This is a genomic window from Rothia santali, assembly GCF_024199905.1.
In the GTDB taxonomy this organism is placed as follows: Bacteria; Actinomycetota; Actinomycetes; order Actinomycetales; family Micrococcaceae; genus Rothia; species Rothia santali.
In genome coordinates this window covers 64961-86943 of sequence record NZ_JANAFB010000003.1, presented here as the reverse complement: position 1 = coordinate 86943, position 21983 = coordinate 64961, and the positions used below count along the sequence as shown (strand labels likewise).

Genomic DNA, 21983 nt, shown 5'->3' with positions numbered 1-21983 from the left:
GCCGGCCACACCGCTCCGCCGCCCAGCGCTCGGCGCCGCGGCGCCCCGCGGCGCCCTCGCGCCCGAGCCCCCCGCGAGGACGCCTCGCGCGCGTCCACCGGTGCGACCGCGGCCCCGGCGCGCGGCGCCGGCCTGGAGCGGCTGCGGGAGCAGGCCAAGCGCATCGCGAACCGGCCCGAGCAGGCCTTCCGCGCCGCCGGCGCCACCTGGGACCCGGTCTCGGTGCCCAAACCCACCTACGTCGACGCCCCCGAGGCCCGCCACGAGCGCCCCGAGCCCCTCGAGGTGCCCGCAGAGCCCGCCGCGCACTCCAAGAGCCTGGAGGAGGCCAGCGGCACGGCGCGGCCCCTCGACCTCGACGACGTCCTCTCCCGCCGCCGCGCCTGAGCAGCCGCCCGCCCCACCGAGCCCGCCGCCCCACGGAGGACCCATGAGCAAGAGCCACCTGGAGATCGAGACGAAGTACGAGGCGCCCGCCTCCGACGCCGCGCCGCCCGACCTCGAGGGCGTCCCCGGCCTCACCGTCGCGGAGGTCCAGGACCAGGAGCTCGACGCCACCTACTACGACACCGAGGCGCGCGACCTGCTGCGCCGCCGCGTGGCCCTGCGCCGCCGCCGCGGCGGCCACGACGAGGGCTGGCACGTGAAGTTCAGCTGGAACGGCGCCCGGCACGAGGTGCACGTGCCGCTCCTGAAGGACCGGGCCGGCATGCCCAGCGCGGTCCGCGCACTGGTGAGCGGGGTGACCCTCGGCGCGCCGCTGGAGCCGCTGGCGCATCTGGCCACGCAGCGGCGTCGGACGCTGCTGACCGACGCGCACGGGACGCACGTCGTCGAGGTGTGCGACGACCGGGTCCGCTCGCTCGACCACTCCACCGGCATCGAACGCGCGTGGCGGGAGTGGGAGGTGGAGCTCGCCGACGCGGAGCTCGGCGCCCAGGTGGGCGACCACGCGTTCTCGGTGCTCGACGACGCGCTGAGGGCGGCCGGGGCGACGCCGTCGACCTCAGTCGCCAAGATCGCCCGCGCCCTGGGCCAGGACGCGGACTTCGACGAGGCGGCCGGGATCCAGGGCGGCCGCGGCGCCGTCCCGTCCGCGGGCGCGTCCACGGGCCGGGCATCCCGCCCCCGCAGCGGCGCGGACCTGGTGACGGCGCTACTGCTCCCGCACCTGGAGGAGCTGCCGGTGCTGGATGTGGCCGTGCGGGCCGACGCCGTCGACGCCGTCCACCAGCTCCGCATCCGCCTGCGCGCCGTCCGCAGCATCCTGCGGGGCCTGCGCGGCTCGATGCCGCGCTCCCTGTGCGAGGAGATCGTGGCGGGCCTCCGCGCGGCGGGCCTCGCGCTGGGGGAGGAGCGCGACCTCGAGGTGATCCGCGAGCAGCTCGAGGAGCAGGCCGCCTGGCCGGGACTGACCCGCGCCGCGCGCCGCGAGCTCGAGGAGCTGCTGGCGGAGGAGATCCGGGCCGCCCACCGTCGCGCCGTCGCGCACCTCGACTCCGCGGGGCACCGGCGCACGGTGGAGGCCCTCGTCGCTCGCGCGGGCGCCCGGCTGCGCCGCTCGGTCGCCGACGCCTCGCCGCGCAAGCTGGGCCGCCGCATGGTGGAGGAGCTGGAGGGCAGGGTGCGACGCCGCCGCGGCAAGGCGCTCACGGCCTGGCGGAAGGCGGGGGGAGACGAGGTCTCCGCGGGGTCCGTCGCGGCGCTCGGCCTGCACTCCGGGGCCGGCGACGACGGCGCGGCGGGCCGCAAGGTCCTGCGGCGCCTGCACGAGGTGCGGAAGGCCGCGAAGAGCCTGCGGTACGCCGCCGAGGCGCTCGAGGCCACGGGCGTCATGTCCCAGAAGCGCGCGACCGCCGTGGCGGCGCTGCGTGCGGAGGCAGCCTCGACGCAGTCGGTCCTGGGTCGGCTCATGGACGCGGGCGCGGCGCAGGCCTGGCTCGAGCACGCCGCCCGGGTGCTCCAGCGGCGGGGCGCCGGCCGGCTCGCGGTCGGGATCCTCCTGGGCCGCGCGGTCGAGGCGCACGAGCGGCGCCTGGAGGCCGGGCTGCGCGCCGTGGGGGCCTAGCCAGGCTGAGGCGCCCGAGGGGCCTGGCCCCGGGCTGAGGCGCCTGCCGGGCCTGGCCCCGGGCTGAGGCGCCCGCCGGGCCTGGCTCCGGCGCTGCGCGCCGTCGGGGACCTGAGACCGAGGTGCCGCCCCGGACGACGGTGTGCTTAAAGGCGGATGGGCCCCGGATTTCCGGGGCCCATCCTTTGCATCACACACACAGGAAGAAGATCTTCACACTGGAGGCGCCGTCCCGTGGCGGTCGCGGTAGAGTCCTTCCGCATCCGTCCCGAGCTGCCTCCCGGCTATTCGGTAATAAAAACATAACCTAATGCCGTGAGGTTTGGCTACCCTTACGTGGAGATCGCATCGAAAAAACTTGCCAGAAGGTCTCACGGGGCTCGACGGCATGTTATTTGGCCTAGTCAGATCCACTTCTAGTGTTGCCAGTTGTTCACAAGGTGAGGTAAATCACCCTTTGGCCCACCGTCAGGCCCCCAGGTCGCGCAGCGCCACCCCGGCCGCGTTCCACCCGCCCATCCCGTGCGCACCGCCCCCGGGCGGCGTCGAGGACGAGCAGAGGTACAGTCCCCTGCGCCCGGCGCGGTAGGGCTGCAGGGACGGCGTCGGCCGGAAGACCTGCTGGAGGCCGCCGAGGGAGCCGCCGCCGATGTCCCCGCCCACCAGGTTGGGGTTCCAGCGCTCGAGGGCCGCGGGGGGCTCGTCGCGGGCCGTGAGGACGCGGTCGCGGAACCCGGGGGCGAAGCGCTCGATCTGCGCCTCGATCAGCGGCCGGACGTCGCGGGAGCAGCCGTGGGGCACGTGCGCGTAGGTCCACAGCACGTGCCGGCCGGGCAGCGCGCAGCGGGAGGGGTCGGCCGCCTGCTGCTGGGTGACCATCACGAAGGGCCGCTGGGGCAGCGAGCCGCGCCGCACGGCGTCCTCGGCCGCGCCCAGCTCCTCCGGCCCGCCGCCCACGTGCACCGTGCCGGCCGTGCCCACCCGGGGGTCCGCCCACGGCACGGGGCCGTCGAGCAGGAAGTCGACCTTGTGCACCGCGGGCCCGTGGCGCCACCTCCGGAGCCGCCGCGCGTACCCCTCGGGCAGGTCGGTGCCGCCCAGGGCCAGGAGGCCGGAGGGTACGACGTCGAGCACCGCGACGTCGTGCGCCGGGAGGTCCCGCAAGTCGGCGACCTCGACGCCGCAGCGGATCCTCCCCCCGGCCTCCGTCAGGACGCGCACGAGGGCGTCCACGATCGCCTGCGAGCCGCCGCGGGCCACGGGCCACCCGCTGGTCATGCCCAGCGCCCCGAAGACGGTCCCGAAGGCGGCGGTGAGCGGGTGCGAGGGGGGCATCACCGCGTGGAGGGCGGAGCCGGTGAACAGCGCGCGCGCCTCGTCCCCGCGGAAGCACGCCCGGGCCAGCGCGGAGGCGCTCCACACGGCCCGGGCGCCGAAGCGGGCCATGACCGCCGGGTCGCGGGGCCAGCGCAGGAGCGGCCCCATGACGTTGCGCGGGACGGCGGCGGGGGAGCCGAGCAGCGGCGTGTGCACCGACCTCCAGGCGCGGCCGTCCGGGCCCAGTCCGCGGGCCGTGGCCTCGGCGTCGCGCCGCAGCAGGGCGGCCGGCCGGCCGGGCAGCGGGTGGGCGAGGGGAGCTCGGGGTGCAGCCACTCCAGGCCGCGGTCCTCCAAGCCCAGGGCGGCGAACGCGGGGCTCGCGACGCCGAAGGGGTGCGCGGCGGCCCCGAGGTCGACCACGGTCCCTCGCCGAGCGCGGGCTCGGAGCGGCACGCCCCGCCCGGCCGGTCCGCCCGCTCGTAGACGGTCACGTCCAGCCCGGCGCGGGCCAGCCGGCAGGCCGCCGTCAGCCCGTTGGGGCCGGAGCCCACCACGGCGACCGCGGTCATCCCGCCCGCCCTCTCCGCGCCGCGGCGCGCCAGCCGGCGGCCATCAGCCCAGGAAATCCAGCAGCGCGCGGTTGAACTCCTCGGGGTGACTCGCGTTGATTCCGTGCGGCCCGCCCTCGATGATGTGCAGCCGGCTGCCGCGGACGGCGTCGTGGGTCCGCTGGCCGGATCCCTCGAAGGGCACGGTGCCGTCGGAGTCCCCGTGGAGGACGAGGGTCGGCACGTCGATCGCCGGGAGGTCGCCGCGGAAGTCGGTGGTCGCGAAGGCCTCGAGGCAGCCCAGGGCCGCCGCGTGCCCCGACTGCCGTGCCAGCGCGATCGCCTCCTGCCGGGTCTCCTCGTCCACCGCGAGCTCCTCGCCCGCGGTGAAGAACCCCGTGGCGAAGTCGTCGAAGAAGGCCTCGCGGTCCTCCCGCAGCCCGCGCTCCATCTCCTGGGCCTGCTCGCGGGGGAGGGGTCCGTCCGGGTTGTCCGGCGTCTGCTCCAGGTAGGGCGGCACGGCCGCGGCGAACACGACGCCGCGCAGCCGCTCGGTGCCGTGGCGCGCGACGTACCGGGCGACCTCGCCGCCGCCCATCGAGAAGCCGACCAGCGTGACGTCCCTCAGGTCCAGGCCCTCGAGCACGGCCCGGAGGTCCTCGGCGAGGGTGTCGTAGTCGTATCCGGTCTCCGGCTTGTCGCTGTGGCCGAAGCCGCGGCGGTCGTAGGTGATGGGGCGGTGGCCCGCGGCGAGGAGCGGGGAGACCTGGTGCGTCCAGGACGCCCCGGAGAGGGGCCAGCCGTGGATGAGCACGACGGGTCGGCCGTCCCCACCGTGGTCCTCGACGTGCAGGTTGTGTCCGTCGGCTGTGGCGATGTACGTCATACTCTTGCCTCCCTGGGTGTGATGCGCGGAGGCTCCCCTCCGTGCCGGACCGCCCGCCCGAGGTGCCCTCGGTTCCCGTGGGCCGTGCCCGGGGCGTCGTCGGCTCCCGTGGGCCGCGCCCGGGTCCGCCAGGCGGGCGGGGTGGTGTGTCTCACCACCCTAGTGAGCGAACGCGGGGCGCTGACAGGGCCTCACGCGGTCAGCGAAACCCCAACGGTTTTCCCTGGTCGCCCCCGGACATTTCCCAGCGGCACGGAACACAGTGGAGGTATTCGCCCGCTCTACTACGGAAAGGCTCCGCCCATGAGCAGCATGTCCAAGATCTTCAAGACCATCGCCGACGCCGCGTCGTCCCGATCCGGCCGAGGCGACAGTAACCGGTCGTCCTCCGGAGGCGGCCGGGACTGGCGCGCGATCGCCCACACGGTGGCGCAGAAGGTCCAGGAGAAGACGGCTCCCACGGACCAGGGAGGGGCGCGTCCGTCGAACGGACGGGCCGTCCCGACGGGCGACGCGCGCTTCGGCCGCGGGCCGGATCAGCGCCCGGCATCGGGCGCGGGGCGCGCCGGCAGCGCGGGCTCCGGCCGGCGGGGACACCCGAGGAGGAGATGGCCGTGGCCCGCTACGAGTACCTGACCCGCACCGCCCCGCCGGAGCAGCTGGAGCAGGTCAACCGGGACGCCTTCGGTCGCCTCTCGCCCGAGCAGCGCGACGAGGTGCGCTCGCGGTTCGACGCGGAGTTCCCCGCCTCCGAGCGGCCGGCCTCCTCCCGCCCGGAGGACCTCGCCCGCTCGGCCACGCGCGCCGAGGTGATGAAGCCGGGGCTGATCCAGCGGGTGCTGGGCGGGGGCTCGACCGGCGGCGGACGCGGCCGGGGGCTGGGGGCGGCCGCGGCCGGCGTCGGGATCGGAGCGGTGGGCGGCGGCCTGCTCGCGGCGGTGGCCAGAGGCGCGGTGCTGAGCGCGGCGGCCGGCCCGCTCCTGGAGGGCATCCAGGGCTTCGAGACCCCGAGGAGATCGCCGACGTCGGGCAGCTCGCCGAGGGCGTGGACGCCGAGGGCTGCTCGGCGGCACGGACCTGGGGCAGCTCGGGGAGCTCGGGTCCCAGTGGGGCTTCGGGGCAACCCTTCGAATAGGCCGAGGGTCCCGCGCCCCGGCCGGCCGCGGCGTCCTGGTCGGGCCCCGTGCCCCGGCCGCGGTGGCCTGGCCCGGCGCGATGCCCTGGTCGGCCGCGGTGCACCGCGTCGGCCAGGGGCGCCGGGCATGTCGCGGCACGGCTGGCCGCAGACGCCGTCCGGAGGCGCGCACGTCCGCGCGCCCGGGCGGCTCAGTCCGCCAGGGTCTGGACGAACGAGACCAGCCACCCGAGCGCGCCGACCCCCAGGAAGATCAGGGCGAGCCGGGGCATGACGTGCAGCGACGAGGCGGTGCGGTGCAGGCGCATCCACCCGGAGTCGCGGGTGCTCACGTAGGCGTGGTGCACCTCCGCTGAGCCGAGCGCGTGCGCCTCCGCGGCGGTCAAGGGGCGCTCGTGGATGCCGTCGTCGAGGATCCACCGCGCCACCGGTCCCCGCTCCGCCTCGAGGATGACGATGGTCGCGGGCTTCCAGCTCCCGTCGTAGAGGCGCAGCAGGAGCGCGGCGACGGCGAGCAGCAGCCCGATGCCGAGGCCGATCCAGGAGAGGGTCTCCGCGACCACCCCGACGACGTCCCATGCGCTGTTCATGAGTCATGATGATCGCACAGCCGGGTCCGCTCCGGTGGCGTTCATCGTCGCGTCACGATCGGGGATTTAAGCGCCGAACGCGTCAAATCGTGGTGATTTATAGCACATTTACTCTCCGCATGCGCTCGGAGAAGCGTAATGCCGCCGGGATCTCACCCGGGCCGAATACCCTGTGGCGGACCTTTCATGTGGTTTCTGATCAGCGAATCCTCTGTGAAATGACCCGAGTGTGACCCGGCGTTGGCCGGCTGGCGGGGTGCGGACGCGCCGCTGGTTGACAATTCGTGGGCCCCTTCCGCGTCCGGGTACATCATGTGCTCATGGTTGCGACGACATTGCTGGATCTGAAGAAGGCCATCTGGGCGGGGGACGGGGACGCGCTGCTCGACCTGGTGGAGCGGCGTCCCCTGGAGTCATGGCACGCCATCCGGCCCTGGCGCATGCGCCGCCTGCTGGAGACGCTGCCGCGGGAGCGGGCGGCCACCTCCGAGGTGGTGCGGTACGTGTTCGGCGTCTCGGGCGGGGGAGGTTCGCGGGGCGTGGGTCCCTTCGGCTGCTCCCGGCTCGAGGAGGATCAGCTGGACCGGGGCGTCTGGGCCCAGGCCCGCGAGCTGATCGACCAGCGCCGCAGCCACCCGCGCGCGGCCATGGAGAAGGGGCGCGCGGCGCGGGACCTGATCATGGGGCGGCCGGAGGGCATCGATCCCGCGGTCTGGAAGGCGACGTGCTCCTACGAGGCCGGCGTCACCAACATGCTGGGCGGTGACCTGTCCGCGGCGCTGGAGTGCTTCGGGGCCGTGCAGGCCGCCGAGCCGCCGCGCCGCATGGCGATGTACGGCCGCGACTCCCTGGTCAAGTCCGCGCTGATCCACGTGCTCTTCGGCGACGACGAGCTGGCCCGGCTCAAGCTGAACGCCTCGGGGTACTCGGGGCGGACCAAGAGCTGGGTCGAGGACCGGATCGACCTGGACACGCGGTTCACCCGGAGCATCCTCGACGACGCGGAGCGCCCGGGGGTCCTCGTCGAGCGCCTGCCCACCGCCCGCATCGCCTCGCTCGGCATGATGTGGCCCTTCTACGTCTACGCCCTCTGGCGGGCGTGCCGGAGCACCGGGGGAGAGGAGCTGTTCCGCGCGCGGCTGACCGAGCTGGAGCGGCAGGTGCCGGAGGCGCGGCGGGGCGACGGGTTCCCGCGCAGCGCCTTCCCGGTCGCGCTGGCGTCCTTCGCCCTCCAAGACGGCCGGGTCGAGGAGGCGGAGTCGATCCTGGAGGAGGCGGACCCTCAGTTCTTCCTGACGCGTCTGGTGCGCACCCGGGCGGCGCTGGCCGCCGGGCGCGCCGAGGAGGCGTTCCGGGACGCGGTGGCCCTGCGCGGGGACACGCGCCTGCTGCGGCGCACGGAGCTGCGGCGGTGCGCCCTGGGCACGGAGGCGGCGCTGCGGTGCGGCCGTCCGGAGGGCGCGGCCGCGCTGCTGGCGGAGGGGCTCGAGCGGTCCGGCGGGCTGAGGGAGGGTGAGATGGAGGCGTTCACCCAGCGCGTGCGCCGCTTCGCGGAGGTCTCGGTGCCCGGGTGGCCCCAGTTCGAGGACGCCGAGGCGGTCAGGCCCCGGCTGACGCGGCGGGGGGCGGAGCTGCTGCCCGCCCTGTGCAGCGATACGAACCGCCGCGACATCGCAGATGACCTGTACATATCCTTCAACACCCTGAAGACGCACCAGCGGATGCTGTACCGAAAACTCGGTGTCAGAAGCCGCGACGAGCTTCGGTTGGCGGCCGAGAGAATCGGTTTCATCTAGGCGCGATATGACCCCTGACACCTCGCGTTCGAAATGTCAACGAACGGCATTAAAATCACCCCCTCGACTTTTTTCCTAGCCTGGCATCATCGCTTCCGCCCCGTTCAACCGCGGGGTGGCGAAAGCGTGAGTTAGTCACTATGGGAGAAAAGAATGACCACTACTGAGACAATGTCCCCCGAGGACCGCGCCGCGAAGCGTCGGGACCGCCGCAAGGCGATTCTGGCCTGGGGCTCCCTCGCCGGCGTCGGCGCCCTGATCACCGCCGCGGCATTCCTGGACAACGCCTACCTGAACATCGGCAACTACGCCAGCGGCGACGGCGGGATCGGTCCGGGGACAGGGGACGGGACCAAGGCCTACAACCTCCAGGTGGGGGCCACGGACGAGAAGGGCGAGTTCATCGAGGGGTGGCAGGAGGCCGACGACCCCGCGGGTGTTCCCGTCAACCTGCCCGGCGCCGACTCGATCATGCCCGGCGGCGAGCCGCGGACCGTCACCATCCCGGTCCGCAACGACTCCGCGAAGTTCGGCTCGACGCTGGGGGTCAACCTCAACGACCGCGGCAGCCAGAGCCAGCTCTTCCGCGACACGCTGCGCTTCAAGATCAGCGATCCGGACGGCCGGGTCCACGACAACCTGTCCTTCACCCAGCTGCAGAAGGCCGTGGAGCTGACGGAGCTCGCTCCTTATGAGGAGAGCTCCATCACCTTCGACGTGTGGCTTCCCACCAGCGAGAACGACAATGCGCTGAACGGCCAGAGTGCCCGCCTCCAGATGCAGGTCTCCGGTTCCTCCATCGAGCAGAGCTGACCCCTCGCCGGCACGGCACCCGCGGGGCCCTGCCCCGCGGGTGCCGCCCCTGACCACAGGAAGAACACGCCCCCATGACACGCAAGATCAGTCACTGGCGCGCCCTCGGCATCCCCGTCCTGGCAGCGAGCGCCATCGCGGCGGGCAGCATCCCCGCGACCAATGCCGCGCCCATGGCCCCGCCCATCGACATCATCCTCGACGACGAGGAAGTCTCCGTCGACTACGACCTGGCCATCGTCGCCCCCGATGGATCGCTCGTCCAGGCGTCCACCGAGGAAAGCGCCTACGAGCTCTCCGCCGAAGGCAACGCCGTCATACCTTTCCACGGCAGCGGAGAGCCGGAGCCCACCACGGAATTCGACGTGGTGACGACATCCGACGACACCGGTCCCGTTCGACTGTCGATCGATCCGCAAGGCAACGACGTGGCCGCGAAGGCTCTGTACACAGTGAGGGTAGACGACGGTTCACCCCTTGCGGATCATCAGACTCTTGAAGGGCTCGAGGCTCACCCCATCGTCATCGACGGATGGGAGACGGCCGTCGCCCGCACCGTCCGCATCGAGCTGTCCCTACCCTCGGACTCCGTCGATCCGTCGCTCTCCGGCGGACGACCCATTGGGTTCACGACCGTCCTGCGAGGTGAAACGGCATGATTCCGCGTGCTTCCGGTGGCACCCCCTCAGTTCCTCCTGTTGCTGAGGTGCGCACGTTTCACATACCCAGTCCCGGCAGCCCGACCGACTTCTCCATCGACGTCACGAATCCCGGTACGCACTCGCTGTCGTTGAGCGTCACCATCGAATTCGACGGGTTCTCACCGCGGCCGAACCGCCCCCTCGAGCTGTCCATCATGGACGATCAGGGGCAGGTCGTCCTCGACCACGAGGTGGAGATGAAGACCACGAACTTTCCCCTGGGAACCCTCGAGGCGCCGCGGCAGGTCCGGCTGCGCGGGTCGCTGCGCCACCCGGCAGAGTCGGACCCCTCGCTCGAGTCCAACGGAACGTTCACGCTCCACGTCGTCGCGACCGGGAGGGAGGAGCCCGTCCCCCTGCCTCCCGCTTCTGGCGGAGGGGCTCTCCACGGCCTCGCGCTTGCCACCGGCGCCGGAGTCTTTCTCCTTCTGCTCTGCCTGGGTGTGATGTTCACGCTGCGGGCTACCCGGGGACGGAGGCTTCATCGATGAGGCGGGGGAGAAGGCTCATCCGGGCCATGATCTCCACCCTGGTCTCCACCGGTGCGCTCGGAATGGTGGCCGCAGCATTCGTGGGGAGCACCAGCGCGGTGCACACCGACCAGGTCGTCGCCAGGCTCGATCCGGCTCAGGCTCCGGTGACGCCGACCGCGTCGTGGAAAGCCCAGCAGACGTACCTCGCCGGGACGTCCGTGGCCATCCGGCCAGATGGCGACATCGCCATCTGGGGGTATCGCGGCAACGGGCTCTCCGGGACGGGGCACCGCGAGGTGCATTCCGCTGCTCCGGTATCGACGGTCTCGCTTCCAGGCCAGGGGGCCGACCGGGCTGACGCCCGTCGAGCGGTCAAGGTGCAGGGGACCAGCCTGGACGGATTCTGGTCCGACAACCCAGACTTCACGGGTCTGGCCGCTCTCTCCGAAGACGGCAAGGTGTTCACCTGGGGCGGGAACCAGCGGAACTCGGTCATGGGCCGAGGTGCCACGGCGTCGGGCGAGCAGGCATGGTGGGCGCCCGGAGAGGTCCACCTCCCCGGACGGGTCATCGACCTCGCCTCGTCATCCGGAGCATTCATGGCGCTGCTGGAGAACGGCGACGTCTACACCTGGGGCAACAACCAGGGCTCTCGCGGGCTGCTGGGGCAGGGGATCCGACAGTCTGTGTCCGATCGTGCCCCGACGCGAGTTCAGCTCCCGGGTCCGGCGCATTCCATCGGGGCCGGCACCTGGAGCTCCTGGGTCATCCTCGGGGGTCACCGTCCGGATGACGCGACCAGCGGCGTGTACTGGTGGGGCTGGGCCAATCGGCACACCTACCAGACGTCACCGGGGGGCGACGGGGACGCTCTCACTGCCGTCAGCCCCCGGCGCTCGCAAACGCTCTCCGCGTACGCACGGGAGGGGTGCAGCGGGCCGCCCACCGGACCCAACGGCGCGCAGTCCGACAACTGCAGCATCCGTTCCATGTCGGGTCACTATCACGGCAACACCTTCCTGCTCGACTCCGGGCGACTGCTCGCCTGGGGCGTGGGACCGGCGGTCCCGACCTCGTGGGGCGTCCCCTGGGGTGCGCGGAGCGCGGCTGAAGCGGCCACCCCTACGGAGGTCGACCTCGAACGCGGGGTGCGTGCTACGCGCGTCGTCCCCACCACGGACATGGTATTCGCACTGGGAGACAACGGACGCGTCTACCAGTGGGGGACCCGCAAGTACGGGGCCGTTGAGCCGGACGGGTTCCTCGCCTCGTACCCAGCCTCGGCGGCGCCTCTCAAATGGCCGATGCGCCTGGACTTCCTCGGGGCGGACATCGAGAGTCTCGGCGGTTCCGGGTACACGCCGGTGGTCTTCCGGACGGGAGGCGACGTCGTGACCTGGAACGGGACGACTCATGCGGCAAACAACAACAGACACGCGCAGGTGCGCAACAGCTTCGACTGGTGGACCAGCACGGAGACGAAGAAGAGGCAGCCGCCCACCTACATGCGGTTGCCGCGAATGGAGAGATCGAGATGAACGTCGCATCGGCCGTCAAAGGACGGCTGCCAATGGTCTTGGCGTTGTTCGCCGTGGTGGTGCTGGGGTGGTCGACGTTCTTCGTGACCGACCGGGCGGCCGCGGCCTTCACGGATCGGGCCCGTCTGTCGTTCAGCGAGATGGGCACGGCGGCCTACGGGATCGGCGTGGTCGATCAGAATGGCCTGATCCGCTCGTCCGGGCAGGCGAAGATCGGAGGGCCACAGTTCGTTCGTAATGTCCGCCCGGGGCGCACCGCGAAGACGACCTTCACGGTGGCCAACAACTCTCCCGATCTTCCGATGGCGATGCGTCTCGCCGTGACGGCCAAGCCCCCCGCCGATCCTTCGAGGCCCGACTACGTGCCGTGGATGCGAGTGACCATCTTCGATCAGGACACCGGCGAGATTCTGTTGGGCGACACAGCCGAGGACGGAGTCAACGGGGCCCCGATGGAGATCGACCACGACGTCGATCTCGGGACCCTGATCGGGCGAGGAGGACCGCCCCAGGAGGACGAGGTTCCCCACGTACCGGGCCGGCCCGGATCGGAACGCCGACTCGGCTTGTGGATCAGGCTTCTGACGCCCGTGCCAGATCGCGAAATGAACCACGGCGGATTCCGGCTGGGGATGCGTCTCAGTGGAACCCCCGTCATCGAATAGGTGCTAGAACACATGAACAAACCACTCCGAATCATCCGCGCGGTCCTGCTCAACGTGGGTGCGCTGGCCGGGGCCATCACGCTCATCGTCGTGGCGGTCTGCCTCGTCTTCGGACTGCGGCCCGTGGTGGTCGTCTCCGGCTCCATGGAGCCCGCGCTGCCGGTGGGGTCGCTCGCCCTGACGCGCTCGGTCGACGCGAAGGACGTCGCGGTCGACGACGTCGTGACGGTGGCCCGGCAGGACATCGACGGCCTCATCACCCACCGGGTCACCAGCGTCGAGCCGTGGGGCAGCGGGGTCAGGATGACCCTCAAGGGCGACGCCAACGACGCCGCCGACCCGAACCCCTACGACGTCAGCCGGGTGGGGCTCAACGTGGCCCACATCCCCCTCCTGGGGTACCTGGCCCACTGGATCAAAGGCAGTCCGCTGCTCATGATCGCGATCCTGATCGGCATGGTCGTGCTGGTCTACCTGGGCGGGCGCGCCCCGCGGCGCGGGAAGGGCTCCGAGGCGCAGGCCGTGGAGCCCGACCCCGAGGCCCGGCCCGACGCCCCGCCGGGCTCCGGCCAGGACACGGACACCGCGCCGCTGGCGAAGGCCGAACCGGGCGCGGTGCGCGAGTCCTAGCCTTCCGCCGAGGCGAGACCCCACCCGGTCTCCGCCCCCGAGGTGACCCGCCCGGCTGGCCCACCTGGCCGTCCCACTCGGGCCGTACCGCCCGGCCGTCCCACACGGGCCGCCTCGCCCGGGGCGGCGGCTCCCCGTAGGCCCCGTCGGTCCCGTGCCGGCGGGGTCTGCGCGCGTGGGCGCCTAGAATGTGAGGCGCCGGAACCGGCACGCGCCCGCGCGACGAGCACACGACGACGCGCGGCGAGGACGATCGAGGGGAGGACCCGCATGGCGCCCGAGGACGGACCCGGCCGCAACGACCCGCGGGACCTGCGGACGATGCGGTTCCGCAGCGTGTTCTGGATGTACGCGGGACTGACCGTCGTGTGGCTGGGGGTCTTCGCGATCAGGCCCTCCTGGCCGTGGGGCATCGCCGCGGGGCTGGGAGTGCTGGTAACGATCTACTTCGGGATCAGGGACCGGCGCGCCCGCTCGGGCGACTGACGGACCGCGGAGGCGGGCCTCGGGCCAGCGCTTCCCGGGTGACCCCCGTCACGGGGCTCGGCGCCGCTCTTCGATAAACTCGGGGCATGCAGGACTGGATCGAGGGGCTGCACTGGGGGTTGGCCATCCTCTTCTTCTGGGGCGTCGGCGTCCTGCGCACCTCCCTGGTCTTCATGCTGGGCTGGCTCGCCTCGACGGGCGGCCGCCGCTCGGCTCGCGTCCTGGCCCTGCTGGAGACCCCGCTCTACCGCCGCGCCGAGGCGTTCGTGAACCGCTGGGGCGTGCTCGCCGTCCCGGCCTGCTTCCTGACCGTGGGCTTCCAGACCGCGGTGATCATGACCACCGGCTTCACCCGCATGCCCCTGATGCGCTGGATCCCCGCGATGCTCGTGGGCACGCTGATCTGGGGGACGATCTACGGGACCGTCGGGATGGCCGTCGTCTGGGCGTGGCTCGAGAGGCCGTGGATCCTGGCCGTGGTGCTCGCGGCCGTGGCGGTCGGCGTCGCGATCTGGCGGTGGGCGATCCGCTCCAGGGGCCGCCGCGCGTCTGTGAGATAGGGCACGGAAAACCCTTGACCGGGGGCGGCGTGAGGCCTAAAGTACAACCAAATGGTTGTACATGAGAATCCGCGCCTCCCGCTCGACGAGGACCAGGTGGACCGCATCTTCCGGGCCCTCGCGGACGCGACCCGACGCGACATCGTCCGCCGCACCCTGACCGGTGAGGCCTCGATCTCGCAGCTCGCCGCCGCCTACGACATGTCGTTCGCGGCGGTTCAGAAGCACGTCTCCGTCCTGGAAGGGGCGGGGCTCGTGTCCAAGTACCGGAGTGGCCGCGAGCGCCTCGTCCGCGGCAATCCGGAGACGCTCGGCAGGGCGCAGGCCCTGCTGAACGGCTACGAGCAGCTGTGGCGGGCCCGCCTGGGCCGCCTGGAGGACCTGCTCGCCGCCGAGTAGCCCCTCACCGAAAGGTCACGCCATGCCCATCACCACCGTCGACCAGGATCTCGATGCCCTGACCATGCGCGTCGTCGCGGACTTCCCCGTGCCGGTGCGCCGCCTCTGGGACGCCTACGCCGACCCCCGCCAGATCGAGCGGTTCTGGGGACCGCCGGAGTGGCCTGCCACCTTCACCCGCCACGACATGTTCCCGGGCGGCCGATCCGACTACTACATGACCAGTCCCGAGGGCGAGCCCTCCGGCGGCTACTGGGAGTTCCTCGACGTCGACGCGCCCCGCTCCTTCGAGGTGCGCGACGGCTTCGCCGGGCCCGACGGCGAGCCCAACCCCGAGATGCCGAGCATGCGCATGACCTTCGAGTTCGAGGAGACCGGGGACGGCTCCCGTCTGACCACCACCACGTACTTCGACTCCCTGGACCAGCTCGAGCAGCTGCTGGCGATGGGCATGCGCGAGGGCATGACCGCGGCGATGGGCCAGATCGACGACGTCCTGCAGGACGGCACGCCGCTCGACCCGGCGCGGGGGACGGTCTCCCAGGAGATCGACGACCGGCGGGTCAGGATCAGCCGCGTGCTGCGCGGCGAGACCGAGCAGGTGTGGCGCGCCCACCACGAGTCCGACCTGATGAAGCGGTGGATGCTCGGGCCGGACGGCTGGCGCATGCCGGTCTGCGAGATCGGCGACGAGGTGGGGCAGTCGTATCGCTACGAGTGGGAGGCCGAAGACGGCTCGGAGCGCTTCGGCTTCACGGGGGAGGTCCTGCACCTCGAGTCTCCGCGGCGGGAGGTGGTCACGGAGCGCATGATCGACGCCGGGCCCACCGAGACCGTCAACGAGATGACGCTGACCCCGCTCGAGAACGGGACCCTGCTGTCCCTGGTGATCACCTACCCGGACCGGGCGACCCGCGAGGAGATCCTGGGCACGGGCATGGTCGACGGCATGGAGGACAGCTACGCCCGGCTGGAGCGGGAGGTGCTCCAGGGGGCCTGAGCGGGGCCGGGGCGGAGGCCGGGGGCGACGCCGTGGCGGCGTCGTCCACGCCCTGGATCGATCGGAGCTGCGGGTCTGATCTTCAGCCGCCCCTCAGCCTCTGGTAGAGCACGTGATCGCGCCACGCACCGTCGATGTGCAGGTACTGCGGCGCGAGGCCGATCCGCCGGAACCCCGCCCTGGTCAGGACGCGGTGGGAGGCGAGGTTCTCGGGCACCGCCTCGGCCTGCACCCTGTGGAGGCCCAGCTCATCAAAGGCCATCGTCACGGCCCACCGGAGCGCTCGCGTGGCATGGCCCCGTCCTGCGTGCTCCTCCGCGATCCAATAGCCCACGCTGCACGATTGGAACGCACCGCGGACGATGCCGCTCAGCGTCACGCGCCCGATGAGCGAGCCGTCGGGATGCGCGACGACGAGGGGGAGCGCCTCCTCGCGGGCGTGGCGGGAGAGGACGCCGTCGATCTCGGCGAGCTGCCCCTCCTCGGTGAAGAAGCGGTCCGCGCGGTCGGGCTCCCAGGGTGCCAGGTACGCGCGCTGGCGCCGGTAGAGGCGGGCGAGCTCGACGGCGTCCTCGCGCCGGACCAGCCGGGGAGGGGGCAGCGCGTCGGGTCGATGCGCGACCATGCTCACGCTTCCCCTGGTGGCGGCGCCGCGGCCAGCGAGCGGATCGCGTCCGCCGTGGCGGCCAGGGCCAGGAGGCGGACGGCGTCGACCTGCGCCTCGACCGCGCCCGTCGCGGCGGCGACGAAGCCGTCGCCGTCGAAGCGGGTGTGGGGCGGGGTGATCGCGCGCGCCAGGCCGTCGTGCGCCCCCTGGGCCAGGATCCGGCAGCCGACCTTGTCCAGGCGCGCATTGGTCATCACGACGCCGATGGTCGTGTGGGTGCGGTCCGGCGGGGCCGCGAAGGACGGCGCGGCCAGGGCGGCTGCCGCGTCCAGGGAGACCGGCCCGGTCCCGTCGTCGACGTCGCCGAAGGCGTTGACCGCGCACAGCGACCCCACCACGAGCTCGCCCAGCCGCCGCTCGGCGTAGACCAGCCCGCCCGGGCGGCGGCCGCCGGGGCCGCGCCACTGGCTCACCTGCGCGCCGGTCCCGGCCCCGATCCGCCCCCGGAGGACCTGCTCGCCCTCGGTGGCGCGGGCGGCGAGGTAACCGGCGTCGGCGTCGGGCCGCACCCTCGGGTCGCCCGCGGCGAGGTCGAACAGGGCCAGGGCTGGGACGATGGGCACGCGCCCGGCCGGGGTGGGCACCCCGCGGCCCCGTTCCTCGCACCAACGCACGACGCCGTCGGCCGCCGCGAGCCCGAAGGCCGAGCCCCCGGTCAGCAGCACGGCGTCGAGCGTGGAGACGGTCTTCTCGGGGGAGAGCAGGTCCAGCTCCCGGGATGCCGGGGCGCCGCCGCGCACCTCGCACGAGGCGACCGTCCCCTCCGGGAAGGTCAGGACGGTGCAGCCGGTGCGGGCCTCGGCGTCGGTCCAGTGGCCCACGCGGACGCCGGGGGAGGCGGGGGCGCCGGGGAGGACGGGGACGGCGGGGGATGCGGGGTCACCGGGAGAGGCGTGGTCGGTGCTGTCCTGGGGCATGACTCTCCGTCGCGAGGGGGCGGGCGGCCCGGTGCGTGGCGCGAATGCCGTGTGGGCCGGGCGATTCCCCTCATCGTCTCGCAAGGGGGAGGAGCGGGTCTAGGGGAGGGGGACCGGCAGATCGTGGGAGCGGAGGTGGCGCAGCAGGGCGTGGACGGTCGGGGTCCAGGGCTTGCGGGGGCGCCGGACGACGTCGCCCTCGACGCGGACCTCACGAGGTTCCTGCACGGCGGCCTCCGGGGGCGGGGTGGAACGCAGCAGGGCCCCGCCGTCCGGCGGGGCCCTGCTGCGTCTCGGTGTTCGTGGAGCTAAGGGGATTCGAACCCCTGACCTCTTCATTGCGAACGAAGCGCTCTACCAACTGAGCTATAGCCCCGAGCAACCTCTACAACATACTCCGTCCCAGGCCCCGGTTTCAACTTCACTGCTACGTTTGCTCCATGGAGACTTCCCAGACGCCGCCCGTGGACCCCGCCGAGCCCGCGGCCGAGCCCGCCGAGCCCGCGGCCGAGCTTGCCGAGCGCCTCCCCGTCGGCCCCGCCGCCGAGGGCCTGACCGTCGCCTTCGTCCCCGGCATCATGCCCGGCAAGTGGTTCGACCGGTGGGACCGCAGGCTCGGCCGCACCGCGCCGCTGACCCGCCTGCCCCTCGAGGACGCGGAGACCGGGCTCGGGGCGCTCGCGGACGGCGTCGCGCACATGGTCCTGCTGCGGCCCGAGGAGGAGCCGGCCGCTCTGGACCGGGAGGCCTTCCACGCCGTCGAGCTGTACCGGGAGCGGCAGGTGGTCATCCTGCCCGCCGAGCACGTGCTGACGCTGCTGGACGAGGTGCCCGTGGAGGAGCTCGCCGAGGAGCGCATGCTCCAGGATCCGGGGAGCGCACCCGAGTGGGCCGAGGCCAGCGCCGCCCACCGCGCCGCGCACCCGCCGCGGCCGCTGCCCGAGATGCGGCACCTGGGCGACGCGGTCGAGCTCGTCGCGGCCGGGCTGGGGCTGCTGATCGTCCCGATGTCGCTCGCGCGCCTGCACCGGCGCAAGGACCTGACCTATCGTCCCCTGGCCGACGCCGGGGAGCGGCCCGTGCTGGTGGTCTGGCCGCGGCTGGGGCTGGGGGAGCGCCCCGAACCGGACGAGGCGGTCCTGCAGGAGTTCGTGGGGATCGCCCGCGGACGCCGCGAGGACAGCTCGCGCGGAGAGATCGCCGAGGTCGCCGGGCGGGCCGGGGCCAAGGCGCCGGCGCAGGGTGCCGGCGCCGGGAAGGGTGCTGGCGCAGGGAAGAGTGCCGGCTCCGGGAAGGGGGCCGGCGCAAGAAGGGGCACCGGCTCCGGCAAGGCGCCCGGCGCCGCGCAGGGATCCGGGCGGTCCAAGGGCTCCGGCGCCTCCCCGAAGCGCCCCGCCCCCGGACGCGGAAAGGGCCCCGACTCCCGGTCCAAGACCGGACGACGAGGCCCCTCGGCGGGCGCCGGGTCGGCGGGGAAGCCGGGCGCTAGCTCCCGCGGCTCGCGCTCTCGCCCTCCCCGGAAGAGGGGCTGACGCGCGCCGAGACGCTCGGGAAGCTCGAGGTCTGGTGGATGATCGACTGGTTCAGCAGCGGCATCCGGAAGCCCTCCTGGTCCAGGGCGCGCTTGATGTGCGCGCGCAGGGTCCGGGCGACGTCCCACTGCTGCAGCGGCGCCGTCTTCACGGCGAGCCGCAGGGTCAGGGACTCGCCCGACATCTGCTCCACGCCCCACACCTCGGGCTTGCCCATGATGGACTTGCCGCTCTCGGTGGTCTGCTTGACCTCCTCGGCGGTCTTCAGCAGCAGCTGGGTCACGGCGTCGAGGTCGCTGTTGTAGGCCACGGGGACGTCCAGCACGGTGCGGGCCCAGCCCTGCGAGGAGTTGCCCACGCGCAGGACCTCGCCGTTGCGGACGTGCCAGAGGGTGCCCTCGACGTCGCGCACCTGCGTCACGCGCAGGCCCACCGACTCCACGGTGCCGCTGGCCTCGCCGAGGTCGACGACGTCGCCGATCCCCAGCTGGTCCTCCGCGACCATCGAGATGCCCGCGAGGTAGTCCTTGACCAGCGACTGCGCGCCGAAGGACAGCGCGACACCGGCGATGCCGGCGCTCGCGATCACCGGGGCGATGTTGAAGCCCAGCTCCGAGATGATCATCAGGGTCGCCATGACCCAGATGACGATGGTGGCCACGCTGCGCAGGACCGAGCCCACGGTGGTGGCCCGCTGCGCCTGCCGCTCGTTGGCGATCTGGGTGTCCTCGACCCAACGGCTGCCCTTCGCGGTCTTCTTGGTCACGATCCGGGCGCGCGTCCCCTTGGACACCCCCGCGGTGATCTTGTGGATCACGGTCCTGGCCACGAGGTTCAGCAGCGCCGCGATGACCAGGATGAGCACGATCCGCAGCGGGCTGTCGAGCCAGAAGTCGAGGCTGGAGACCTGCTGCATCAGCCCGTCGGCCTGTGCGGACATGGGGGAAGATTCGTCGGCTAGCACATTCATGGACCCCAGGGTATCGGGTCACCCGGGTCCGGGGCACGGGATGGCGGCGGGATGTGAGGAAGCTCCGACCGGGCCTCGCGACGCATCCCAGTCGGACCCCGAGCCGGAGGCGAGAAGGGCCGCCCCGCGACGTCGCGGGGCGGCCCTTCTCGTGGTTTCGGCGGCTCAGGCCAGCGCGGGCGCGCCGGCCACCTCCGGGGTCCCCGAGGCCAGCAGGGACAGCGACTCCTGCCCGGCGAGGAACAGCACGATCCCGCCGAACACCAGCACGGCCAGCAGGATGATCCCCCCGAGGATCCACAGCCACGTCATCGAGCTCTTGGCGGGTGCGGGGTCGTTGCTCATGGGGGTCTCCTCCAGCGAGAATCGAAGGCGGTCTGCGATGTACGCCTCCCACTATAGGGCGCCGGGGCGGCCTCCACGGGCCGGCCCGCCGAGGGCCGCCCGCCCGATCCGACCGCGCCGCCCCTCCGCGAATGCGCCGCCCGCCCGCCCGGGAGCGTGCCGCCAGCCGGCCCGGGAGCGTGCCGCCCACTCGCCCGGAACATGCTGCCCGCCCGTCCGGGCGAGCATGGAAGGCCGCCGGAGGCCCGCCGTGCTCCCGCGGCGACGCAGCGGTGCGCCGCGGCGCGAGGGCGAGCGGGCGGCGTCGCGATCTCCGGACGCGGCGCGACCACCCGACGTCGGGCGCCGCCGGCGCGGACGACCCGACCCCGGCGAGGAGAGCGAGGCGAGGACCCGACATGGCCCTGGTGATGGACACCCGCCCGGCCGCCTACGCGGTCATCATCGAGCAGGGGAAGATCCTGCTCACCCACTGGACGGGGGAGCGCGCCCCCGAGCGGGCGGCCTGGACCCTGCCGGGCGGCGGCATGGAGGTGGGCGAGACCCCCGAGCAGACCGCAGTCCGCGAGGTCTACGAGGAGAGCGGGTACCACGTGGCGTTGGACGGGCTGCTCTGCCTCGACAGCAGGTACGCCGACGAGGGCCGTCCCGGACGCGTCTTCCACGCCCTGCGGATCCTGTACCGCGCCTACGTCACCGGCGGGGCCCTGGGGGTCACGGCGCTCGACGACTCGACCGACGACGTCGCCTGGGTCCCGCTGGAGGAGCTGCCCGGCCTGCGCAGGGTCTCCCTGGTGGACGTGGCCGCCCGGGCCTACGGGCTGCCCCTCTGAGGCCCCGCCCCGACGCCGTCGTCTCCTGAATCGCCCGCCCCTCCCGCCCCTCCCCGCCCCGACACCCCGACCCGCCCCGCACCCCCCGGCCCCCTCGACCGCCCGGGACCGCCGACCACCCCGAGGAGAACGACCGTGAAGCGCAGGATCATCGCCCCGCTGGCCCTTCTGACGACGACCCTACTCCTGACCGCGACCGGCTGTGGCGGGGAGCAGGAGGTCAGCCAGGACCCCTCGGCCTCGGACTACGGGACGGTGCGGATCGGCGCCGGCATCAACGCGGAGACCGAGGCGGTGGCCAACATCTACGCGGGCGTGCTGGAGCAGGCGGGCTACGAGACCGAGGTCGTCCCGACCGGCGACACGCGCGACGACTACCTGGACGCGATGCTGAGCCCGGACGGCGACCCGATCCAGATCACCCCGGACTACTCGGGCAACCTGCTGCTGCACGTGACCCAGGACGGCACGGTCAACCCGCAGGAGGGCGGCGCCGCCGCGCTGAACGTGACCGGCATGTCCAGCGGGGACATCCTGAGCACCCTGCCCCGGGTGCTGCCCGAGGGGCTCGGCACCCTCAACGCCGCCTCCGCGGAGAACAAGGACGCGCTGGCGGTCACTCGCGTCACGGCGGCCGAGTACGGCCTCTCGACGATCCGCGACCTCGCGGAGCACTGCGGCGAGCTGAGCTTCGGCGTGCCCTCCGGCTTCGAGCAGCGCAGCTACGGCGCCGCCGGGCTGAGCAGCCTCTACGACTGCGTCCCGCAGCGCTTCGAGTCGGTGGACGACCAGGAGGAGCTGGTGGACCGGCTGACCGAGGGCGGGGTCGACGTCGCGGACGTCTACACCGCCTCGGCCGCCATTCCGGAGAACAACCTGGTGGTCCTCGAGGACCCGCAGGTCAATTTCATCGCCCAGCAGGTCCTGCCCGTGGTGCAGGCCGACGAGCTGCCCGCCTCGGCCCGCGACGCCGTGAACTCCGCGTCGGGCCGGCTCAACACGGCCGACCTCGTCTTCCTCAACCGGCTCATGACCGGGGATGACGCCGTCTCCGCGGCGGACGCGGCCGACTTCTGGCTCCGCGAAGGCGACGGCTGAGCGAACGGCCGGTA

25 protein-coding genes, 1 tRNA gene and 1 pseudogene are annotated in these 21983 nt (G+C 72.9%); 16 read left to right on the top strand and 11 right to left on the bottom strand.

The window, feature by feature from the left end; all coding sequences use genetic code 11:
* Positions 1 to 222: 222 nt before the first annotated feature.
* Both NBM05_RS02180 and NBM05_RS02175 read left to right on the top strand, forming a co-directional pair.
* Positions 223 to 387, top strand: a complete 165-nt coding sequence (locus NBM05_RS02180; protein WP_254164805.1) for a hypothetical protein — start codon at positions 223 to 225, stop codon at positions 385 to 387.
* A 43-nt stretch (positions 388 to 430) separates the two neighbouring features.
* The gene (locus NBM05_RS02175; RefSeq protein ID WP_302183618.1) at positions 431 to 2068 is read left to right on the top strand and encodes a CYTH and CHAD domain-containing protein; all 1638 of its coding nucleotides are present in this window, start codon (positions 431 to 433) and stop codon (positions 2066 to 2068) included.
* A gap of 468 nt (positions 2069 to 2536) precedes the next feature.
* On the opposite strand, the gene NBM05_RS02165 is transcribed toward NBM05_RS02175, so the two are convergent.
* From NBM05_RS02165 to NBM05_RS02150, 5 genes and pseudogenes are all read right to left on the bottom strand, one after another.
* The gene (locus NBM05_RS02165) at positions 2537 to 3721 is read right to left on the bottom strand and encodes a phytoene desaturase family protein (RefSeq protein WP_309248093.1); all 1185 of its coding nucleotides are present in this window, start codon (positions 3719 to 3721) and stop codon (positions 2537 to 2539) included.
* A 148-nt stretch (positions 3722 to 3869) separates the two neighbouring features.
* Positions 3870 to 3956: pseudogene (locus tag NBM05_RS15550) on the bottom strand (NAD(P)-binding protein); the annotation flags it as partial.
* 43 nt (positions 3957 to 3999) lie between these two features.
* The gene (locus NBM05_RS02160) at positions 4000 to 4821 is read right to left on the bottom strand and encodes an alpha/beta fold hydrolase (RefSeq protein WP_254164803.1); all 822 of its coding nucleotides are present in this window, start codon (positions 4819 to 4821) and stop codon (positions 4000 to 4002) included.
* A 622-nt stretch (positions 4822 to 5443) separates the two neighbouring features.
* Positions 5444 to 5812, bottom strand: coding sequence for a hypothetical protein (locus tag NBM05_RS02155; RefSeq protein WP_254164801.1), 369 nt, complete (start codon positions 5810 to 5812; stop codon positions 5444 to 5446).
* A gap of 335 nt (positions 5813 to 6147) precedes the next feature.
* A complete protein-coding gene (locus NBM05_RS02150) occupies positions 6148 to 6546 on the bottom strand; it encodes a hypothetical protein (protein ID WP_254164799.1) in 399 nt (132 codons plus the stop codon).
* Positions 6547 to 6866: 320 nt separating this feature from the next.
* On the opposite strand from NBM05_RS02150, the gene NBM05_RS02145 reads away from it, so the two are divergent.
* The 11 genes from NBM05_RS02145 (at position 6867) to NBM05_RS02095 (ending at position 15607) form a co-directional block, all read left to right on the top strand.
* The gene (locus tag NBM05_RS02145) at positions 6867 to 8342 is read left to right on the top strand and encodes a LuxR C-terminal-related transcriptional regulator (protein WP_254164797.1); all 1476 of its coding nucleotides are present in this window, start codon (positions 6867 to 6869) and stop codon (positions 8340 to 8342) included.
* A 153-nt stretch (positions 8343 to 8495) separates the two neighbouring features.
* Complete coding sequence (locus NBM05_RS02140) at positions 8496 to 9155, top strand: hypothetical protein (protein WP_254164795.1); 660 nt, start codon at positions 8496 to 8498, stop codon at positions 9153 to 9155.
* Positions 9156 to 9229: 74 nt separating this feature from the next.
* Entirely contained in the window at positions 9230 to 9814 is a 585-nt protein-coding gene (locus tag NBM05_RS02135) for a hypothetical protein (protein WP_254164793.1), read from the top strand.
* Between the two features lie 47 nt (positions 9815 to 9861).
* Positions 9862 to 10347, top strand: a complete 486-nt coding sequence (locus NBM05_RS02130; protein WP_254164792.1) for a hypothetical protein — start codon at positions 9862 to 9864, stop codon at positions 10345 to 10347.
* 26 nt (positions 10348 to 10373) lie between these two features.
* Positions 10374 to 11867 (top strand): RCC1 domain-containing protein, encoded by a 1494-nt coding sequence (locus NBM05_RS02125; protein ID WP_254164790.1) that lies wholly within the window; start codon positions 10374 to 10376, stop codon positions 11865 to 11867.
* Positions 11864 to 12532, top strand: a complete 669-nt coding sequence (locus NBM05_RS02120; protein ID WP_254164788.1) for a hypothetical protein — start codon at positions 11864 to 11866, stop codon at positions 12530 to 12532. Before NBM05_RS02125 ends, NBM05_RS02120 begins: the two co-directional genes overlap by 4 nt.
* Before the next feature lie 12 nt (positions 12533 to 12544).
* Positions 12545 to 13162: a signal peptidase I gene (locus tag NBM05_RS02115; protein WP_254164787.1), complete on the top strand. Its 618-nt coding sequence runs from the start codon at positions 12545 to 12547 to the stop codon at positions 13160 to 13162.
* A gap of 270 nt (positions 13163 to 13432) precedes the next feature.
* Positions 13433 to 13648, top strand: coding sequence for a hypothetical protein (locus NBM05_RS02110; protein ID WP_254164785.1), 216 nt, complete (start codon positions 13433 to 13435; stop codon positions 13646 to 13648).
* An 86-nt stretch (positions 13649 to 13734) separates the two neighbouring features.
* Entirely contained in the window at positions 13735 to 14208 is a 474-nt protein-coding gene (locus tag NBM05_RS02105) for an SNARE-associated domain-containing protein (protein ID WP_254164783.1), read from the top strand.
* Between the two features lie 51 nt (positions 14209 to 14259).
* The gene (locus tag NBM05_RS02100) at positions 14260 to 14607 is read left to right on the top strand and encodes an ArsR/SmtB family transcription factor (protein WP_254164782.1); all 348 of its coding nucleotides are present in this window, start codon (positions 14260 to 14262) and stop codon (positions 14605 to 14607) included.
* A 22-nt stretch (positions 14608 to 14629) separates the two neighbouring features.
* Entirely contained in the window at positions 14630 to 15607 is a 978-nt protein-coding gene (locus NBM05_RS02095) for an SRPBCC family protein (RefSeq protein WP_254164781.1), read from the top strand.
* Between the two features lie 82 nt (positions 15608 to 15689).
* On the opposite strand, the gene NBM05_RS02090 is transcribed toward NBM05_RS02095, so the two are convergent.
* From NBM05_RS02090 to NBM05_RS02080, 4 genes are all read right to left on the bottom strand, one after another.
* Complete coding sequence (locus tag NBM05_RS02090) at positions 15690 to 16232, bottom strand: GNAT family N-acetyltransferase (RefSeq protein ID WP_254164780.1); 543 nt, start codon at positions 16230 to 16232, stop codon at positions 15690 to 15692.
* Positions 16233 to 16234: 2 nt separating this feature from the next.
* Entirely contained in the window at positions 16235 to 17191 is a 957-nt protein-coding gene (locus NBM05_RS02085) for a P1 family peptidase (protein ID WP_254164779.1), read from the bottom strand.
* 99 nt (positions 17192 to 17290) lie between these two features.
* The gene (locus tag NBM05_RS15315; RefSeq protein WP_302183617.1) at positions 17291 to 17419 is read right to left on the bottom strand and encodes a hypothetical protein; all 129 of its coding nucleotides are present in this window, start codon (positions 17417 to 17419) and stop codon (positions 17291 to 17293) included.
* Between the two features lie 75 nt (positions 17420 to 17494).
* Positions 17495 to 17567 (bottom strand) — tRNA-Ala (locus NBM05_RS02080).
* Between the two features lie 64 nt (positions 17568 to 17631).
* On the opposite strand from NBM05_RS02080, the gene NBM05_RS02075 reads away from it, so the two are divergent.
* Entirely contained in the window at positions 17632 to 18723 is a 1092-nt protein-coding gene (locus NBM05_RS02075; protein WP_254164778.1) for a LysR substrate-binding domain-containing protein, read from the top strand.
* Here the strand turns inward: NBM05_RS02075 and NBM05_RS02070 are convergent.
* Positions 18677 to 19663, bottom strand: a complete 987-nt coding sequence (locus NBM05_RS02070; RefSeq protein WP_254164777.1) for a mechanosensitive ion channel family protein — start codon at positions 19661 to 19663, stop codon at positions 18677 to 18679. The two genes, NBM05_RS02075 and NBM05_RS02070, sit on opposite strands and share 47 nt — an antisense overlap.
* Before the next feature lie 195 nt (positions 19664 to 19858).
* Positions 19859 to 20038 carry a hypothetical protein gene (locus NBM05_RS02065; RefSeq protein WP_254164775.1) on the bottom strand — a complete coding sequence of 60 codons (180 nt, stop codon included), beginning with the start codon at positions 20036 to 20038 and terminating at the stop codon, positions 19859 to 19861.
* A 398-nt stretch (positions 20039 to 20436) separates the two neighbouring features.
* On the opposite strand from NBM05_RS02065, the gene NBM05_RS02060 reads away from it, so the two are divergent.
* Together NBM05_RS02060 and NBM05_RS02055 are read left to right on the top strand one after the other, a co-directional pair.
* Positions 20437 to 20871, top strand: coding sequence for an NUDIX hydrolase (locus tag NBM05_RS02060; RefSeq protein ID WP_254164774.1), 435 nt, complete (start codon positions 20437 to 20439; stop codon positions 20869 to 20871).
* 135 nt (positions 20872 to 21006) lie between these two features.
* Entirely contained in the window at positions 21007 to 21969 is a 963-nt protein-coding gene (locus NBM05_RS02055; RefSeq protein ID WP_254164773.1) for an ABC transporter substrate-binding protein, read from the top strand.
* Positions 21970 to 21983: the final 14 nt, after the last annotated feature.

Coding starts and splice junctions, on each gene's coding strand:
- NBM05_RS02060 (WP_254164774.1), top strand. CDS start 20,437: ATGGCCCTGGTGATGGACACCCGCCCGGCCGCCTACGCGGTCATCATC.
- NBM05_RS02115 (WP_254164787.1), top strand. CDS start 12,545: ATGAACAAACCACTCCGAATCATCCGCGCGGTCCTGCTCAACGTGGGT.
- NBM05_RS02175 (WP_302183618.1), top strand. CDS start 431: ATGAGCAAGAGCCACCTGGAGATCGAGACGAAGTACGAGGCGCCCGCC.
- NBM05_RS02100 (WP_254164782.1), top strand. CDS start 14,260: ATGGTTGTACATGAGAATCCGCGCCTCCCGCTCGACGAGGACCAGGTG.
- NBM05_RS02075 (WP_254164778.1), top strand. CDS start 17,632: ATGGAGACTTCCCAGACGCCGCCCGTGGACCCCGCCGAGCCCGCGGCC.
- NBM05_RS02150 (WP_254164799.1), bottom strand. CDS start 6,546: ATGAACAGCGCATGGGACGTCGTCGGGGTGGTCGCGGAGACCCTCTCC.
- NBM05_RS02095 (WP_254164781.1), top strand. CDS start 14,630: ATGCCCATCACCACCGTCGACCAGGATCTCGATGCCCTGACCATGCGC.
- NBM05_RS02105 (WP_254164783.1), top strand. CDS start 13,735: ATGCAGGACTGGATCGAGGGGCTGCACTGGGGGTTGGCCATCCTCTTC.
- NBM05_RS02110 (WP_254164785.1), top strand. CDS start 13,433: ATGGCGCCCGAGGACGGACCCGGCCGCAACGACCCGCGGGACCTGCGG.
- NBM05_RS02120 (WP_254164788.1), top strand. CDS start 11,864: ATGAACGTCGCATCGGCCGTCAAAGGACGGCTGCCAATGGTCTTGGCG.
- NBM05_RS02090 (WP_254164780.1), bottom strand. CDS start 16,232: ATGGTCGCGCATCGACCCGACGCGCTGCCCCCTCCCCGGCTGGTCCGG.
- NBM05_RS02065 (WP_254164775.1), bottom strand. CDS start 20,038: ATGAGCAACGACCCCGCACCCGCCAAGAGCTCGATGACGTGGCTGTGG.
- NBM05_RS02085 (WP_254164779.1), bottom strand. CDS start 17,191: ATGCCCCAGGACAGCACCGACCACGCCTCTCCCGGTGACCCCGCATCC.
- NBM05_RS02160 (WP_254164803.1), bottom strand. CDS start 4,821: ATGACGTACATCGCCACAGCCGACGGACACAACCTGCACGTCGAGGAC.
- NBM05_RS02070 (WP_254164777.1), bottom strand. CDS start 19,663: ATGTCCGCACAGGCCGACGGGCTGATGCAGCAGGTCTCCAGCCTCGAC.
- NBM05_RS02125 (WP_254164790.1), top strand. CDS start 10,374: ATGATCTCCACCCTGGTCTCCACCGGTGCGCTCGGAATGGTGGCCGCA.
- NBM05_RS02145 (WP_254164797.1), top strand. CDS start 6,867: ATGGTTGCGACGACATTGCTGGATCTGAAGAAGGCCATCTGGGCGGGG.
- NBM05_RS02135 (WP_254164793.1), top strand. CDS start 9,230: ATGACACGCAAGATCAGTCACTGGCGCGCCCTCGGCATCCCCGTCCTG.
- NBM05_RS02155 (WP_254164801.1), bottom strand. CDS start 5,812: ATGCCCTCCAGGAGCGGGCCGGCCGCCGCGCTCAGCACCGCGCCTCTG.
- NBM05_RS02140 (WP_254164795.1), top strand. CDS start 8,496: ATGACCACTACTGAGACAATGTCCCCCGAGGACCGCGCCGCGAAGCGT.